The sequence below is a fragment of the Ramlibacter tataouinensis genome (genome assembly GCF_027941915.1).
Classification (GTDB): Bacteria; Pseudomonadota; Gammaproteobacteria; order Burkholderiales; family Burkholderiaceae_C; genus Ramlibacter; species Ramlibacter tataouinensis_C.
Genome location: NZ_CP116009.1, coordinates 2,577,971 through 2,593,766, shown reverse-complemented (window position 1 = coordinate 2,593,766; position 15,796 = coordinate 2,577,971). Strand labels below are relative to the sequence as shown.

Annotated in this window: 14 protein-coding genes and 1 tRNA gene; 2 read left to right on the top strand and 13 right to left on the bottom strand. The window is 71.2% G+C overall.

What is annotated here, in order from left to right:
* Positions 1–14: 14 nt before the first annotated feature.
* From PE066_RS12195 to torT, 5 genes are read right to left on the bottom strand one after another with little or no spacing between them, the layout of a single operon-like run.
* The gene (locus PE066_RS12195) at positions 15–950 is read right to left on the bottom strand and encodes a VOC family protein (protein WP_271232810.1); all 936 of its coding nucleotides are present in this window, start codon (positions 948–950) and stop codon (positions 15–17) included.
* A 14-nt stretch (positions 951–964) separates the two neighbouring features.
* Complete coding sequence (locus PE066_RS12190; protein WP_271232809.1) at positions 965–2,506, bottom strand: 4-hydroxyphenylacetate 3-hydroxylase N-terminal domain-containing protein; 1,542 nt, start codon at positions 2,504–2,506, stop codon at positions 965–967.
* A 33-nt stretch (positions 2,507–2,539) separates the two neighbouring features.
* Positions 2,540–3,601 (bottom strand): ABC transporter permease, encoded by a 1,062-nt coding sequence (locus PE066_RS12185; protein ID WP_271232808.1) that lies wholly within the window; start codon positions 3,599–3,601, stop codon positions 2,540–2,542.
* A gap of 8 nt (positions 3,602–3,609) precedes the next feature.
* The gene (locus PE066_RS12180; protein WP_271232807.1) at positions 3,610–5,145 is read right to left on the bottom strand and encodes a sugar ABC transporter ATP-binding protein; all 1,536 of its coding nucleotides are present in this window, start codon (positions 5,143–5,145) and stop codon (positions 3,610–3,612) included.
* A gap of 16 nt (positions 5,146–5,161) precedes the next feature.
* Complete coding sequence (gene torT / locus PE066_RS12175) at positions 5,162–6,226, bottom strand: TMAO reductase system periplasmic protein TorT (protein WP_271232806.1); 1,065 nt, start codon at positions 6,224–6,226, stop codon at positions 5,162–5,164.
* Between the two features lie 182 nt (positions 6,227–6,408).
* Between torT and PE066_RS12170 the strand changes: the two genes are divergently transcribed.
* The gene (locus tag PE066_RS12170; protein ID WP_271232805.1) at positions 6,409–7,437 is read left to right on the top strand and encodes a LysR substrate-binding domain-containing protein; all 1,029 of its coding nucleotides are present in this window, start codon (positions 6,409–6,411) and stop codon (positions 7,435–7,437) included.
* 52 nt (positions 7,438–7,489) lie between these two features.
* On the opposite strand, the gene PE066_RS12165 is transcribed toward PE066_RS12170, so the two are convergent.
* The 8 genes from PE066_RS12165 to PE066_RS12130 all read right to left on the bottom strand — a co-directional run bounded on the left by PE066_RS12165 (position 7,490) and on the right by PE066_RS12130 (position 14,419).
* Entirely contained in the window at positions 7,490–8,452 is a 963-nt protein-coding gene (locus tag PE066_RS12165; protein ID WP_271232804.1) for a tripartite tricarboxylate transporter substrate binding protein, read from the bottom strand.
* Positions 8,449–9,489 (bottom strand): ABC transporter substrate-binding protein, encoded by a 1,041-nt coding sequence (locus PE066_RS12160; protein WP_271232803.1) that lies wholly within the window; start codon positions 9,487–9,489, stop codon positions 8,449–8,451. The genes PE066_RS12165 and PE066_RS12160 overlap by 4 nt, the downstream gene beginning before the upstream one ends.
* A gap of 38 nt (positions 9,490–9,527) precedes the next feature.
* Positions 9,528–10,334 carry an ABC transporter permease gene (locus PE066_RS12155; protein ID WP_271232802.1) on the bottom strand — a complete coding sequence of 269 codons (807 nt, stop codon included), beginning with the start codon at positions 10,332–10,334 and terminating at the stop codon, positions 9,528–9,530.
* Positions 10,331–11,203 carry an ABC transporter permease gene (locus tag PE066_RS12150; protein ID WP_271232801.1) on the bottom strand — a complete coding sequence of 291 codons (873 nt, stop codon included), beginning with the start codon at positions 11,201–11,203 and terminating at the stop codon, positions 10,331–10,333. The genes PE066_RS12155 and PE066_RS12150 overlap by 4 nt, the downstream gene beginning before the upstream one ends.
* Entirely contained in the window at positions 11,200–12,294 is a 1,095-nt protein-coding gene (locus PE066_RS12145) for an ABC transporter ATP-binding protein (RefSeq protein ID WP_271232800.1), read from the bottom strand. Before PE066_RS12145 ends, PE066_RS12150 begins: the two co-directional genes overlap by 4 nt.
* 152 nt (positions 12,295–12,446) lie before the next feature.
* A tRNA-Met gene (locus tag PE066_RS12140) sits at positions 12,447–12,523 on the bottom strand.
* A 40-nt stretch (positions 12,524–12,563) separates the two neighbouring features.
* Positions 12,564–13,595, bottom strand: a complete 1,032-nt coding sequence (locus tag PE066_RS12135; protein WP_271232799.1) for a hypothetical protein — start codon at positions 13,593–13,595, stop codon at positions 12,564–12,566.
* The gene (locus tag PE066_RS12130; RefSeq protein WP_271236567.1) at positions 13,592–14,419 is read right to left on the bottom strand and encodes a response regulator; all 828 of its coding nucleotides are present in this window, start codon (positions 14,417–14,419) and stop codon (positions 13,592–13,594) included. Before PE066_RS12130 ends, PE066_RS12135 begins: the two co-directional genes overlap by 4 nt.
* A 225-nt stretch (positions 14,420–14,644) precedes the next feature.
* Between PE066_RS12130 and PE066_RS12125 the strand changes: the two genes are divergently transcribed.
* On the top strand, positions 14,645–15,763 hold the full coding sequence (locus PE066_RS12125) for a methyl-accepting chemotaxis protein (RefSeq protein ID WP_271232798.1): 1,119 nt from the start codon (positions 14,645–14,647) through the stop codon (positions 15,761–15,763).
* Positions 15,764–15,796: the final 33 nt, after the last annotated feature.

Sequence of the window (15,796 nt, the reverse complement as noted above, 5' to 3'; positions counted from 1 at the left end):
GTTGACGGAACGGGTTAGTCGAAGAAGGTGCGGGGGGGCTGCATGCCCCACTGCGTGGTTTCGTCGGCGGCCACCGCATAGCGCACGGGCTCGTAGCGCGAATCGGCGACATCGCCGTCGGTGTAGTGCTCGACGCGGAAGTCGAACGGGTCGCGCCAGTAGTCGAAGATCTGGCTGCCCACCAGGTGCCGGCCGACGCCGCACTCCAGCCGGTAGCCCTTTTGCAGCAGGTAGTCGTGCGCGCCGAACACGGCGTCGATGTCCTGCATCTCGAAGCTGCAGTGGTGCACGCCGGTTTCCGCGGCCTGCGTGATCAGCATCGAGTGGTGGTCCACCGGCTCATCGCCGCAGTCGAAGCGCACGAAGGTGCCGAACACCTGGCTCTCGTCGCCGGGCACGCACAGGTAGTCGGAGTCGACCAGCCCGAACCGTTCGTGGAACCAGGCCTTGGAGGCGGCGTGGTCGCTCACGCGGAGCACGAAATGGCCCAGGCGCAGCACCAGGCCCGGCTCGCGCTGCGGGCGCAGCGAGGCGTTGATGCGGCGCTTGACGGTGCCGGCGTTGAACGGGTTGGGATCGCGCAGGCCCAGCGGCTCCGCAGGCGCCTGGCCCCAGACGCCGTCGACCGGCACACCGTCGGGCGTCGTGGTGCGCACGCGCCAGCCGCCGCCGGGCAGGTCGTCGATCGGCTCCACCAGCGACGAGCCGGGCAGCCTGGCCAGCGCCTCCAGGTCGGCGCGCGACGCCATCTGCAGGGCCGCGCCGAGGAAGCGGTTGTCCGGCCCCTTGCGGGTGACGTGGATCACCGGCGCCGTCGAAGCGCCGCGCAGGCACAGCTGGCCGGCGTTGCGCTGCGCGGTCACCAGGCCGAAGTCGTGCATGAAGGTTTCCATGCGGTCCAGGTCGTCGACCTGGTAGATGACGTACGCGACGTCGATCGCCTTGGGCATGTCAGCGGTCCTCGTCAACGGCGCTTGAGCACGCTCACGTCGTCGTTGTTGACGAGGTCGGGAACGGTCCAGCCATCCAGGTCGTACTCGCCCATGCAGCGGTCCACCAGCGACTCCATGTTGGCCATGTCGCCGCTGCCCTGCGATTCCCACAGGTTGGCCAGCCGGGTCACGTCGTTGGAGCCCAGGTAGTTGATCTCGTACAGCTCGCTGCGGCCGCCGAACTCGCTGCCGATGCAGTCCCACAGCAGCTTCATCACCTTGACGCGGCCCTCGGCGTCGACGCCGCCGCTGCCGCGGACGTAGCGGTCGAGGTAGCCGCGGATCTCCGGCACCTTGAAGTCGTTGGCGTGCGAGGGCAGGTAGATCAGGCCGCTGGTCACGCTGGCCTCGATGATCTGCTTGATCATCGGGAAGGCCACCTGCGAGATGGTGCGGTAGGCGGCGCCGAAGCGCGCGTCCGGCTGCACCATGCCGTTCCAGGGGATGTTGCTCTTGGCCATCGCATCGGACAGGCCCCACATGGTGTTGCGCCAGGCGACCACTTCGCCGAAGCGCGACTGCACGCCGTGGAAGGCGGCGGTGCCGGTCAGCTTGAGCGCCTTGCTCAGCACGCCGACGATGAAGTCCAGCTTGACGGCCAGCCGGGTGCAGCCATGCATGGCGGCGCGGGCGTTGAAGCCGGAACCCGGCGCGAAGTCGTTGGCCTGCTCGACGTCGCCGTGCATGAACACGTTCTCCCAGGGCACGAACACGTTGTCCAGCACCAGGATGGCGTCGTTCTCGTCCATGCGCGAGGACAGCGGGTAGTCGAACGGGCTGCCCAGCACGGCCGCGCGCTGCTCGTTGGAGATGCGCGAGATCATCTTCACGCCGGGCGTGCCGGTGGGAACGATGAACACCGGGGCGTAGGCCGGGTCCTTGATCGGGATCTGGCCGGCGTGGGCGACGAAGGTGTAGTTGGTCAGGGCCGAGGCCGTGGCCACCACCTTGGCGCCGCTGATGTACAGCCCCGCATCGGTTTCCTTGACGACGCGGATGAAGACGTCGGAGGTGTCCGCGCTCGGCTTGTTGCGGTCCACCGGCGGATTCATGATCGCGTGGTTGATGTACCAGGTGCGCTCCTGCGCCTTGCGGTACCAGGCCAGGGCGTTGGCCTCGTAGCCCTTGTAGTAGGCGGAGTTGGCGCCCAGCGTGGCCAGGAAGCTGCCCTTGTAGTCGGGCGAGCGGCCCATCCAGCCGTAGGAGATGCGCTGCGATTCGGCGATCGCGTCGCGCGAGGCCACCTGTTCCTCCACCGTCCTGGGCGCCTGGAAGAACTTGTGCGTGTAGCCGCCCCACTCGGTCGGCGCCGTCAGCACCTCGCGCCGGGCCGGATCGTGCAGGGCGTCGTAGAAGCGCGCGACCATGCGCGCCGAGTTGCGGAAGGCCGGGTGCTCGGTGATCTTCCTGACGCGCTCGCCGTAGATCCAGACCTCGCGGTCGTCATTCAGGCTGTCCAGGTATTCCTGGCCGGTCATCGGGACCAGCGCCTGCTGCAGCATCGGTGCGTTCATGGGAGGGTGTCTCCGTCGGGGTGGGTGGAAAGGTCAGTGGCGGGCGAGCGCCATGGCAAAAATGAGGATGGCGCCGATCGCCATGGTCTGGGCATAGGCGCCCACCTGCATCAGGTTCAGGCCGTTGCCCACCAGCATGATCAGCAGCGTGCCCAGCAGCACCTTGAGCGCGCGCCCCTGGCCGCCGGCCAGGCTGACGCCGGCAATCACGCAGGCGGCGATCGACTCCAGCGGCAGGCTGGCGCCGATGTTGGCCTCGCCGGTGTCCAGCCGCGCCGTCAGCAGCAGCCCGGTGAGCACGCCCGTCAAGGCGGACAGGATGTAGGAATGGACCAGGACGCGGCGGGTGCGCACGCCGGACAGCTCGGCCGCGCGCAGGTTGCCGCCGGTGGCGTAGAGGTGCCGGCCGAAGCGCGACCACTCCAGCAGCAGGTAGGTGGCGGCGACCAGCAGCACCGCCACGAGGGCCGGCACCGGCACGCCGAGGAATTCGCCGAAGCCGAACACCTCGCCCAGCACGGGCGGCAGGCCGTAGATCGGCACGCCGCCGGAGACCAGCAGCGTGATGCCGAACAGCACCGACGACATGCCCAGCGTCATCATGAAAGGCGGGATCTTCAGCAGCGTGCTGCCCAGCCCGTTGACCAGGCCGACCGCGCAGCCGATCACGAGGCCGGTGGCGGCACCGGCCGCCACCGCCAGCCAGGGCGCGTCGGGTGCGGCCGCGTAGACGGCGGCCATGACGGTGGCGCTGGCCACCGAGGTGAGCGACACCACCATGCCCACCGACAGGTCGAGGCCGCCGCCCACCAGCACGATCAGCTGGCCGAGCGCCACGATCAGCAGGTAGACCGACTGGCGCGCCATGTTGGTCAGGTTGTCGGCGGTGAGGAAGCCGGGCGCCTGCAGGCTGAACACCGCCACGGCGGCGATGAACATGAGCGGCAGCGCCAGGTCCTGGCGGTTGCGCTGCAGCCAGGGCAGCAGGCGAAAGCGGGCGGGCGCCGCCGTGGCGGTGGCGACGTCCGGCGGCGCAGCCGCGGGCCGCTCGGGGACGACGGCCAGTTCGGCGGCAACGGCGTGGGTGGTATTCATGCGAGGGGTCAGAAGAACTGGGCCAGGATGCGGTGCTCGTCGTAGTCGGCCCGCTGGAATTCGGCCGCGATGCGCCCCTCGTTCATCACCAGCAGGCGGTGCGTCATGCCCAGCAGTTCGGGCAGGTCGGACGACACCAGCAGGATGGCGGCGCCGGCGGCGCTCAACTCGGCCAGGCAGCGGTAGATCGCCTGCCGCGCGCCGACGTCCACGCCCACCGTGGGCTCGTCGAACACGTACACGCCGATGTCCTGCGCCAGCCCCTTGGCGAGCAGCACCTTCTGCTGGTTGCCGCCGGAGAAGTTGGCCGCCGGCTCGCGCAGCCGTGGCGCCGCGAAATCCACCCGCTGCGCCAGCGTGCGCAGGTGCGCGCGCTCGTGGCGCGGCTTCAGCCAGCGGCCGCGCACCGGCCCGAAGCGCAGCGCCGACAACGCCATGTTGTCGCCGGCCGGCAGGCCCAGCGCCAGGCCTTCGTACTTGCGGTCGGCCGGGCTGTACCACAGGCCCGCCGCGATGGCATCGGCGGGATGGGCGAAACGCACGGCGTGGCCGTCCAGCAGGACGCGCCCGGCGGCCAGCGGCCGCAGCCCGAAGCAGGCTTGCGCCAGTTCGCTCTTGCCGCAGCCCACCAGGCCGGCGATGCCCACGATCTCGCCGGCGCGCACCTGCAGGCTGGCATCGCGCACGGTGATGCAGCCCGGCCGCGGCGCGAGGCTCACGCCATCGAGCTGCAGCCGGACGCGCTCGCCGACCCGTCCGGGCGCGGGATAGATGTCGGCCAGCTTGCGGCCGGTCATCAGCTCGATCAGCCGGTGCTGCGGCGTGTCGGCCGGCACGGTGGCGACCTGCTTGCCGTCGCGCAGCACCGTCACCCGGTCGCCCAGCGCGGAAATTTCGTGCAGGCGGTGCGTGATGTAGACGATGGCCGTGCCGTCCTGCTTGAGCCGCCGCAACAGCCCGAACAGCGCCTGGGCGTCATGCTCGGACAGCGACGCGGTCGGCTCGTCCAGGATCAGCACGCGCGGCACCCGCCGCAGCGCCTTGCAGATCTCCACCATCTGCTGCTTGCCGCGCGGCAGGTCGCCTACCTGCGCGTCGGCGTCCAGCGCAAAGCCCAGCCGCTCGATCAGCGCCCGGGCCTCGGCCCGGGCCGCCGACTTCGACAGCAGCCCGCCTGCGCGCAGCGGCTCCTCGCCCAGCGTGATGTTCTCGGCCACAGACAGCGAGGGCACCAGAGAGAACTCCTGGAACACGGCGCGCACGCCATGGGCGCGCGCCTGCGCCACCGAGCCGAACGCGCCGCGATGGGCACCGATCTCCAGCTCGCCGGCGCTCGGTTCACCGGCGCCGGCCAGCATGGAGATCAGGGTGGACTTGCCGGCCCCGTTCTCGCCGAACAGCACGTGCACCTCGCCGGCGTGCAGGTCCAGCGACACCGCGTCGAGCGCGATGTGCTGGCCGTAGCGCTTGGACACGCCGCGCACGCGCAGGGCGGCATGCCCGGCGCGCGGTGCGCAAGCGGCTGGCGAGGCGACAGCGTTCACGGCGCGGGGTCCCGGCTTACTTGCCGAACTTGAAGACCGGCTTGTAGCTGGCGGGCGCCAGCACGTCGTTGATGGCGAGCGTGCCGATGTCCGCACCGGTATAGACCTGCCCCAGGGTGTTGACGTCCGGGTACTCGACCTTCTTTTCCAGCAGGCGCACCGCGGTGTCCAGCATGATGCGGCCGGTCAGCGCGATCGGGGTGGCACCGGCGGCTTCGATGTTCCTGGCCTTCAGGTGCCGGTACACGCCGGGCGTCATGTAGATCGAGACCATCATGACCTTGTCGTGGACCTTGCGCGCCTTCAGGATCGGCACGGCGGCCTCGGCCATCACGGCGGTGCCGACGATGTAGTCGAGGTCTTTGTGGGTCTGCAGGATGTCTTCCACCAGGCGGGCCTGCACTTCCTTGCCGACGTCGCCGTACTTGGTCTCGGCGACCACGACCGCGCTGCCCTTGATGCCTTCCTGGAAGCCGGCGTTGAACGCCTCGACGAAGCCGGCGCCGGCCGGGCCCGGCAGCCACGCCACCTTGACCGGCTTGCTGCCCTGCGGATGCTTCTTGGCCAGGTACTGGCCGGCGCGCAGACCCTCGTCGCGCGGGCTGGTGAGCACGCGTGCGCCGGTGTCCTTGGATGACACGCCGTTGACGGCGTCCACCACCGGGATGTTCTTCGACTTCAGCTGCGTCAGGAGGTTGTTCATGCCGTCGCGCGCGATCGCCACCATGACCACCGCGTCGGCGCCGCCGGAGACGCAGTTCTCGATCTGCGAGATCTGGGTGTTCAGGCCGGTATAGCCGCCCGCGTCCAGCGTCTGCACGCGCACGCCCAGCCGGCGCGCCTCCTCGACCATGCCGTAGTTGGCGGCCAGGAAGAACGGGTCCTTCATGTGCGGGAACGACACGCAGATCGACCAGTTCTTGCTCGCCTTGTCGAGCGGCCGGTAGTCGGCCAGCGCGACCTTGCCGTCGGTCCCGGTGTTGACCTTCAGCGGGTACCAGTCGGCTGCGCGCACGGTCGTGGTGCCCAGCATCAGGACCGCGGAAGCGGCGGCGAGCGCCAGTCGTTGAAGTCTCAGCATCGGTTCCTCTTGCGTTGGAGTTGTCGCGCCGCCGGCATCGGGAGCCGGCGTCCGCCGCGTGGTCGTCAACGAAGCGTGAGAGGGATGCTAGGGGGAAGCACCATATGAGGTCCATTGAATCTTCCAGTCCAATTCAATTACCGGACGGTTATCGGTCCTCCGTACTTTCCCCTAGTCACACCATGTCCAGACTCGATTGGTACATCCGCGCGAACCTCAAGCTGCGTCATCTGCAACTGCTGGTGGCGATGGATGATCTGGGCAGCGTCAACCGCGTCGCCGCCTACCTGAACGTCACGCAGCCTGCCGTGTCCAAGACCCTGGCGCAGATCGAGGAAGGCCTGGAGCTGCCGCTGTTCGAACGCACGCCGCGGGGGATGGAGCCCACCGAGCACGGGGCCTGCCTGATCCGCCACGCGCGCGAGATCCTGGGCCAGCTCGCCGTGGTCCGCGACGAGCTGCGCGACATCACGGAAGGGCGCATCACGCGCGTGTCGATGGGCGTGCTGCCGGCCACCGCCTGCGTGCTCGTGCCCCGCTTCATCGCGCAGCTCGAGGCGGAAGCCACCGATGTGGCGGTCAACGTGCGCGAAGGCACCATGGCCACCATGCTGCCGGCCCTGCGCGCCGGCGACGTCGACCTGCTGGTCGGGCTGCTACCCGAGCGCCGGCTTCCGGTAGAGTTCGACAGCGAGCTGCTCTACGAGGACCCGGTGGTGGTGGTGGTGCGCCGTGGCCACCCGCTCGCGGCCGCCCGGCGGCTCGAGTGGCCGATGCTGTCGGGCTATCCGATGGTGCTGCCGCCGCCCTCGGCCTCCACCCGCGGCCCGATCGACGCCTTCATGGCGGAAAGCGGCGTCGACGTGCCGCGCCGGCACGTGGAGTCGATCTCCACACTCACCAACATCGGCGTGCTGCAGTTCACCGATTCGGTCGGCTTCCTGGCGCGCGATCTGGCGCGCCACTTCGCCGCCCAGGGTGCGCTGGAGGTGCTGCCCCTGGAAGTGCCGAACATCCTGATCCGGGTCGGCCTGGTGTGGATGGTGGACCGTCGCATGAGCAACGCACAGCGCATGGTGCGCGAGCTGCTGCGCGAGACGGCGGCGCGGATGCCGCGGGTGGTGGCCGACACGTCACCCCTGGCGGATCCCGGTCCGCCTCTGGTGGCCAGCACACCGGTCGTGCAGCAACGGCCCGTCGGCATCTGGTAGGGCGGCTGCGCCGCCGGCGCCTGTGCGGCACCGGCGCAGCGCGCGCCGCGCGTCAGTCGATCCTGGCGCCCGAGATGCGGATCGCTTCGCCGTAGCGCGCCGACTCCGCCTGCAGGAAGGCGCCGAAGTCGGCGGCGGAATTGCCGACGATGTCCAGCCCGGTGGGCTCGAGCACCTGGCGCAGGCGCGGATCGGCCATCGCCGTGGCAATGGCCGCCTGCAGCTTCTGCACTGCATCCGGCGGCGTGCCGGCCTTGACGACGACGCCGTACCAGGATTGCGACAGGAACCCCGGCAGGCCGGCCTCGCCGAAGGTCGGCACCTCGGGCAGCGCCGCGTCGCGGCGGGCCGAACCCACGGCGATGGCCCTGAGCTTGCCGGCCTTGATGTGGCCCACCACCTGCGGCAGGTCGGCGAACATCGCGTGCACGTGGCCGCCCAGCAGGTCCTGCGTGGCCGGTGCGCTGCCCTTGTGGGCCACGTGCACCATGTCGAAGCCGCTGGCCTTCTTGAACAGCTCGAAGCCCAGGTGGCCCGAGGAGCCGTTGCCGAAGGACGCGAAGGCCGCCTTGTTCGCCTTGGCCCAGGCGACGAACTCGGCCAGCGTCTTGGCCGGCACGGCGGGATGCACCACCAGCACGTGCGGGTTGCTGGCCAGCTGCGTGACCGGCGCGTAATCGCGCAGCGCGTCGTACGCCGGCTTGGCCTGCAGCTGCGGCTGGATGACGAAACTGGCCGCCACGAACAGCAGCGTGGCGCCGTCGGCCGGCGCCTGGGCCGCGAACTGGGTACCGATCACGGTGCCGCCGCCCGGCTTGTTGTCGACGATGAAGTTGCGGCCGAGCGCGGGGCCGATGCGCTCGGATACCGCCCGTGCCAGCAGATCGCCGGTGCCGCCGGCCGCATAGGGCACGACGAAGCGGCCGCTGCCCGACTGCGCCAGCGCCGGCTGCGCCAGCCCGGCCAGGAGGGCGCCGGCGCCGAGCGCCAGCAGGTGTCTGCGTTGGGTATTCATCGGTTCACCACCTTGTTCCATTGATCGACGATGCCGGCGCGTTGCTCGGCGAAGAAACTCCAGTCCAGGTGCCGCAGCTTGTCGGCGGTCGGCACCGCGGCCGCCACTTCGGCCGGCACCTTGGCCTTGGCATGCACCGGCCGGGCATTGCCGATGCGCGCCCACGCCTCCTGCGCCTCGATGCCGAGCATGTGGTTGATGAAGGCATCGGGAACCTGGCCCGCGGAGGGGTTGACCACCCGGGCCACGCTCATGGGCAGCGCATAGCCGCCCTCGCTGGGCACGCAGAACTTCAGGTCGGCCAGGTCGGGATCCTTCATCATCGCCAGCACGTTGCCGCTGAAGTAGGGCGTCGCCCAGATCTCGCCGCTCTTGAGCCAGCCGACGGCGATGCTCTCCTGGTCCCACAGCCCGGGACCGCGGGTGCGCACCTGGTGCAGCGCCTCCAGCCCCGCGGCCGGCTCGCGCAGGCTGCCGCCCTTGAGGCTGGCCAGGGCGTCCAGCGTGTACATCGAGGAGTTGTAGGTGACGTTCGGTGCCGACACGTGGCCCTTGAGGTCGTCGCGCAGCAGGTCGGCCCAGCCCGTGATGGGCTTGCCCACCTTGCGGGCGTTGTAGGCGATGCCCCAGGTGCCGTAGGTCACCGGGACGGCATGGCGCCCGACCGGCAGCTTCACCGCCGGATCCAGCGCGCGCAGGTTGGGGATCAGCTTTTCATCGAGCTGCGCCACCAGGCCCGAGCGCGCGATCAGCGGGAGCAGCACGTCGGTGAACACCCCCACGTGCAGGTTGGGCGCGCTGCGGTTGGCCTGCATCTGCGTGAAGCGCGCGTTGTCGAAGGACTCCACCACCTTGGCGCCGGGCGCGCCGGAGAAGGTATCGAGGAAGCTGCGCTTGAAATAGGAGCCGAGCAGGCCGGGGTACCAGCCGATGGTGAGCGGCGCCGTCTGCGCGGCCACCGGCAGCGAGGGCAAGCCGGCGGCGGCGCACGCGGCGGCCGCGGTGAGCAGCCGGCGGCGCGAGAAGTCGTGGGTCATGGTTCTTTCTTTCGTGGGAACAAGCAAACGCCGGCGCTTCAGGCGCCGCCGCCGCCCAGGTGGCGCAGCCAGCCCAGGCGGTCGATCAGCAGGGCCGCCAGCAGCCCGAACACCACCAGCACGGTGGACACGGCGGCGGCGACCGGGTCGTTGACGTCGAACAGGTACTTGTAGAGCGCCACCGGCAGCACGACCTGTTCGGACTGGGTGACGAACAGGCTGACGGTGAACTGGTCCAGCGAGACGATCGCCGAGAAGATCGCGCCGGCGACGATGCCGGGCAGCAATGCCGGCAGCACCACGCGGCGCAGGGTCGTCGCCGGCGATGCACCGAGGATCTCCGAGGCATCGACCAGGGCCTGCTTCAGTGCAAGCGCGCTGGTGAGGACCGAGCGGAACATGAACGGAAACACGATCAGCGTGTGGGACACCAGCAGCGCCGTGAAGGTGTCCAGCAGGCGGGCCCGGTTGAACGCGTAGAGCAGCGCGATCCCGATGATCAGCGCCGGCACCACCAGCGGCGACAGGAAGCCGAACTCCAGTGCCGCGCGCAAGCGCCCCGGCGGCATCCGGCGCAGACCCAGCGCCGCCGGCACGGCCAGCACGGCCGCCAGCGCCGTGGCCAGCGCCGCCAGCACCAGGCTGCGCACGGCCGGCGCCAGGAACAGATCGGAGGCCCAGGCGGCGCGGTACCACTTGAGCGAGAAGCCGGCCGGGGGAAACGTGAAGAACGAGCGTTCGCTGAAGCTGAACAGCACGACCACCAGCAGCGGCAGCGCCAGGAACAGGCAGACCAGCGCGGCCAGCGCGTTGCCGCCCCAGCGCCAGAGTCGATCCGCGGTCATGCGAGCGCCGCCTCCACCCGGCGGGTCAGGCGCTTCTGCAGCGCGTAGACGGCCAGCACCGCCACCATCAGCAGCAGCGACAGGGCGGTGGCCCGCGGCAGGTTGAACAGCACCAAAGCGTCGGTGTAGACCGCCACCGACACGTACTTGACGGCCGTGCCGCCCAGGATCAGCGGCGTGACGAAGGCGCCCAGCATCAGGCTGAACACCAGCACCGAGCCGGCGATCAGGCCCGGCAGCGCGAGCGGCAGCGTGACGCTGAAGAAGGCGCGGGCCGGACCGGCGCCCAGGATGTCGGCCGACTCCAGCAGCCGCCGGTCCAGCGCCAGCAGCGAGGTGGCCAGCGACAGCACCATGAACGGCAGGAACACCTGGGTCCCGCCGATCACCAGGCCGGTCAGGTTGCCGGTGAGCGCCAGCGGCTCGCCGCTCCAGCCGGCCGCCTGCAGCAGCGTGTTCAGCAGGCCCTTGCGCCCCAGGATCAGCAGCCAGCCGTAGCTGCGCACCACGGTGTTCACCAGCAGCGGCGCGGCGACCGCGAAGTACAGCAGGCCGCGCCAGTGCGCCGGCGCGCGCGCGATGGCCGCCGCCAGCGGGAAGCCGAGCAAGGCGCACAGCAGCGTGACGGCGGCGGCGACCGCGAAGGTCTGCGTGAACAGCTGCAGGCTGCCCAGGCCGCCCAGCAGGCTGGCGTAGTTGGCCAGCGTGAAGCCGGGCAGGATCTGGCCGAAGCTCTCGCTGCGGAAGCTGATGACCGCCATCTCGGCCAGCGGCACCACCATGGCCAACAGCACCAGCGCGGCCGCCGGCGCCAATGCGAGCCACAGGGTCGCGCGATCCGGCAGCGAAGCGGCCCGCAGCGCGCTCATGCGGCGGCCGGGCCGAACGCCAGGGTGCAGTGGTCCAGCTGGACCCGCACCGGCTGGCCCGGTGCGAGCGCGCTCGCGGGCAGGCCGAGCAGCCGCGCCTGCAGCCGCTGGCCGCAGGCCAGGCGCAACCCGAGCAAGGTGCTCCCGGTCTCCGGCGCCACCTCGACGATCATCGCGGCCAGGCCGGAGCTGGCGTTCGTCAGGCTCACCTGCTCGGGGCGCACCGCCAGCCTGGCAGGGCCGGCCGGTCGCGGCAGCGGGGCGGCGATGCGCGCGCCGCCGGGCAGCTCGAAGCCGCCCTCGGCGTCGTAGTGGCCGTCCAGGAAACTGATGTCGCCGATGAAGTCGGCCACGAACTCGTTGGCGGGCTCCAGGTAGATCGAACGCGGGTCGCCCAGCTGCTCGATGCGGCCGCCGCGCATGACGGCGATGCGATCCGACAGGTGCAGCGCCTCCTCCTGGTCGTGGGTGACGAACAGGAAGGTGGTGCCGGTCTGGCGGTGGATGCGCTTGAGCTCCGCCTGCAGCTGGCGCCGCAGCTTCAGGTCCAGCGCGGCCAGCGGCTCGTCCAGCATCAGCAGCGAAGGCCGCGTCGCCAGCGCGCGGGCGAGCGCCACCCGCTGCTGCTGGCCGCCGGACAGCTGCGCCGGCCGTCGATCATGCAACTGCGGCAGCTGCACCAGCTCCAGCATGGCCTGCACCCGCTCGTCGATTTCGGCGCGGGCGCCGCCCTGCGCCTGCAGGCCGTAGGCGACGTTCTCCGCCACCGTCATGTGCGGGAACAGCGAGTACTGCTGGAACACCATGCCGAGCCGCCGGGCCCGCGGCGGCAAGGCAGTGACGTCGCGGCCATCGATCTCGATGCGGCCGGCGTCCGGCCGCTCCAGGCCGGCGATCATCCGCATCAGGGTCGTCTTGCCGCAACCGCTGGCGCCCAGCAGCGTGAGGAATTCGCCGTCGCGGATGTCGAGGTCGATGCGGTCGGCCGCGACGGTGGTGCCGAAGCGCCGGGTGAGGCCGCGGACGGCGACCTTCACCGCCCGCTGGCCCGCCCCGCCCGACCCGGGGCTGGATGCTCGAGACTGCTGCATTTGGCGAGCGATGCTGGCGCATGCTCTGCCGTGCGTCCAATCACTTTTCGCCTCGCGCGCAGCGCCGGCTGGTTATAGGCCCGCGGCTTTCGTGCTCACCTGCCACGCCAAAAAGCCAAACGCCCACCGAAGTGGGCGTTTGGCTTGGAAGGTGGTTGCGCGGGCAAGATTTGAACTTGCGACCTTTGGGTTATGAGCCCAACGAGCTACCAGGCTGCTCCACCGCGCGTCGAAGCCGTGATTATAGGCCAAGTCGCGGGCCGCCGCACTCAGCCGGCGGCGGCCGTGTTGCCAGGCGTGCCGATGATCAGCTTGACCGTCATGCCGAGCGTGCGCGCGGTGGCCGGCAGCACGGTCGCCGGCGCAAAGCCCGACGAGTTGGCGGCGTCCAGCACCGCGCGTGGCACCGAGGCCCGGCGCGGGTCGGCCGTGATCGCGCCGACCATGTACAGCGCGCCGAGGTGGCGGGCCAGCGCGGCCTCGCCGAGGCCGGTGCGCTCGCGCAGCTCGGCAAAGCCGGCGCACGCATGGCCTAGCTCGCGCACCAGCAGCAGGCTGGTGTCGTCCAGCGTGCGCGCCGGCAGCCGGGGCGGGCGGCGCAGGAACAGGGGCTGCGTCCGGTAGTGCGGCGGCAGGCAGTCGCGCGAGGTGCGCGTCGCGTACTGCCACATCAGCTGCGAGAAGTCGGTCGTCACGAAGTGGGCCGGGATCGCGTTGGCCGATTCCGGGCGGCGGCTCCAGCGCGCGTTGGGCAGCGCGGCCGGATCGGCCAGCGCCCAGACGCCGATGCCGCTGCGCTGGTTGACGACCGCGCACAGGCGGCCTTCCAGCGTCACGTGCCAGCTGCAGGCCCGCAGGTCGGGCTCCGCCACGGCGATATGGCGCGCCACATGGAACTGGACGACGATCGGCCGCAGCCGGCCTTCCAGCCAGCGCAGCATGGCGGCGATGGTGGCCGGCTGTTCGGGATCGAACACGCATTGCGGCCGGAACCCGGGCGATGCCGGCAGCCGGGCGAAGACCACGGGGCAATCGACCGCCCGCGGGTCGACCCGGATCGAGCGGCTCGACGGCAGTCCCGGCGCGATGCGGACGGTGCCGTCGCCCAGCGGCTGGGCGCGCACGCCGTTGACGCACCAGGCATCGGCGTCGGCCAGCGGCACGATCTCCCAGAGAAGCCCCGGCGCGGGCTCGCGCAGCGCGGCGCGGATGCCCTCTTCCTCGGCCGGGCTGAAGCCGGCCAGGCCGAGCCGCAGCACGGGGAAGTCCTGCGCCGCCGGCGCACGGGCGCGGATGTTCATGAGACGCTCGCGCGGGCGACGGCGCGTCGGCGCCCGGCCGCCGACGGCGCGGCGGCTGCGCGGCCGGCGTGGCACCGTGGCCGGCCGGCGTAGCGCTCGACCACGTCCGCGAAGCGGCCCTCGTCCAGCGGCTTGGTGAGGTAGGCGTCGCAGCCCGCCAGCGAGCCGCGCAGCCGGTCCATCGGCGAGCTGCGGGCGGTCAGCATCACGACCGCGGTGCGCTGCGCCGCGCGCCGCGACTTGATGGCTCGGCAGACCTGGAAGCCGTCGATGCCGGGCAGCATCACGTCGAGGAACACGCACAGGTAATCCTGGGCGCCGGCCATGGCGATGGCCTGCTCGCCGCTCTCGGCGAAATGCGCGTCGATGCCGCAGGCCGCCAGCCGGGCCTGCATGAAGGCCCGCACGCCGGCGTTGTCGTCGACCACCAGCACCGTCGCCTCCGGCGCGGCGACGGCCGCCGGCTCGCGCGGCTCGCCCAGCGTGCGCTCCAGCGCGGCCAGCAGCCGTTCGCCCTGGAGCGGGCGCTCCAGCACTTCGCCGGCGTGCCCGAGGCTGCCGTCCACCAGCACGGCCGGCTTGTCCTCGCGCCGGCACAGCAGGCGGTACTCGCCGTAGGCGCTCGCATCGGCGGCATCGACCAGGTACAGGTCCGGCTCGCCCATCGAGTCGGGGTCGAACGGCACGAAGGCGGTCGCCTGGCCCGAGGTGCGCGCGAACAGCACCGAGAGCATGTCGCGCTCGGTGGCGTCGAAGCCGATCACGTCGACCTGGTACGGCGTCGCCGCACCCGTCGCCTCGTGTCCAGCCTGCATTCCCGTCATCTGCACCACGGCCCCTTCACCCGTTCGGTCGCCGAAAGTAGCCGCGCATCGCCCACGGCGCAACCGCGCCACGCACGCAAAGTCGGGTTCGTCACGTTCAGCCCGACTGGCGGCCGGCACGGCCCGTTGGCCGTTATAAAAAATGTCATGACATGGGCCATGCATGCGACGGCAAGGCGCGAACCGGGCCGACCGGCGCGCCCGGCGCGGGCCATTGCCGCGGCCATGGCCACCCCCTGGCGACGGGCGCCGCTGCTGCTGGGGGCCGGCGGCAGCGCGCTGCTGCTGCTGGTGGGCGGCGCCGGCTGGCCTTCGCTGGCGGCTGCGGCGGCGCTGCTGGCCGCGGCCCTGCACGCGGCCCGCTGGCTTTCCGCCCGGGCCGCGGCCGAGCGCGCCGAGGCGGCCGCGCAGGCGCAGTGCGAGATCGAACGCATGGCCCGGTTGTGCGCCGTGTCGGCGCCGCTGTGGGCGCGGCAGATCGAGACGGTGCGCAGCGAAGGCGACGGCGAGGTGGCCCAGCTCACCCGGCTGTTCGGCCGCATCGCGCAGCGGCTGGACTCGGCGATCGGGCCGGCCGGCTGGCGCGCGCCCGCCGGCGCCGACCTGCTGGCGCAGCTGGACGACAACCGCGAACGGCTCGACCGGCTGGTGGAGGCGCTCGGCCAGTTGCAGTCCAGCCGCGAGCGCATCGTGGCCGAGATCGGCAGCGAGGCCGCGCGGCTGAAGGAGAACGCTGCCGACATCCGCCAGATCGCGATGCAGACGCGCATCGTCGCCCTCAACGCCACCATCGAAGCGGCGCGCGCCGGCACGGCGGGCCGGCCGTTCGCAGTGATCGTCAGCGGCATGCGCGAGCTGGCGGCACGCAGCGCGGAAGCCAGCGACCAGTTCTCGCGCCACACCGACCGCCTGCATGGCATGGTCCAGGCCGCCTTCCACGAACAGTCGCCGGCCGCGGGCGAGCCCGGCGGCTCCATCGCCTGGGGCCAGTCGCTGGTGCGCGAGGTGGTGGACAGCTTCGAGTCGGCGATGGCGGAACTGGCGCGCGCGATCGAGGCCATGGGGCACGAGCGGCGCGAAGTGCGCGACGACGTCTCGCGCGTGCTGGTCGCCTTGCAGTTCCAGGACCGGGTCAGCCAGATCCTGTCGCACGTCACGCGCAACCTGCACGAGCTGCAGCGCGAGCTCGATGGCGGCCGCTTCGAGTCGACCGATGCCGGCGACTGGCTGCAGCGGCTGGCCCAGCCCTACTCCACGCCGGAGGAGCTGCGCAACCTGCAGCCCGACGCGGCGCCCGGCGTGCCCGCCGGCGCCCGGGCGGCCGACGAGATCACCTATTTCTAGCTTCGCTATCCAACCGGCAGTTCGGGAGTCCGC

Coding starts and splice junctions, on each gene's coding strand:
- PE066_RS12195 (WP_271232810.1), bottom strand. CDS start 950: ATGCCCAAGGCGATCGACGTCGCGTACGTCATCTACCAGGTCGACGAC.
- PE066_RS12190 (WP_271232809.1), bottom strand. CDS start 2,506: ATGAACGCACCGATGCTGCAGCAGGCGCTGGTCCCGATGACCGGCCAG.
- PE066_RS12185 (WP_271232808.1), bottom strand. CDS start 3,601: ATGAATACCACCCACGCCGTTGCCGCCGAACTGGCCGTCGTCCCCGAG.
- torT (WP_271232806.1), bottom strand. CDS start 6,226: ATGCTGAGACTTCAACGACTGGCGCTCGCCGCCGCTTCCGCGGTCCTG.
- PE066_RS12170 (WP_271232805.1), top strand. CDS start 6,409: ATGTCCAGACTCGATTGGTACATCCGCGCGAACCTCAAGCTGCGTCAT.
- PE066_RS12165 (WP_271232804.1), bottom strand. CDS start 8,452: ATGAATACCCAACGCAGACACCTGCTGGCGCTCGGCGCCGGCGCCCTC.
- PE066_RS12160 (WP_271232803.1), bottom strand. CDS start 9,489: ATGACCCACGACTTCTCGCGCCGCCGGCTGCTCACCGCGGCCGCCGCG.
- PE066_RS12155 (WP_271232802.1), bottom strand. CDS start 10,334: ATGACCGCGGATCGACTCTGGCGCTGGGGCGGCAACGCGCTGGCCGCG.
- PE066_RS12150 (WP_271232801.1), bottom strand. CDS start 11,203: ATGAGCGCGCTGCGGGCCGCTTCGCTGCCGGATCGCGCGACCCTGTGG.
- PE066_RS12145 (WP_271232800.1), bottom strand. CDS start 12,294: ATGCAGCAGTCTCGAGCATCCAGCCCCGGGTCGGGCGGGGCGGGCCAG.
- PE066_RS12135 (WP_271232799.1), bottom strand. CDS start 13,595: ATGAACATCCGCGCCCGTGCGCCGGCGGCGCAGGACTTCCCCGTGCTG.
- PE066_RS12130 (WP_271236567.1), bottom strand. CDS start 14,419: ATGACGGGAATGCAGGCTGGACACGAGGCGACGGGTGCGGCGACGCCG.
- PE066_RS12125 (WP_271232798.1), top strand. CDS start 14,645: ATGGCCACCCCCTGGCGACGGGCGCCGCTGCTGCTGGGGGCCGGCGGC.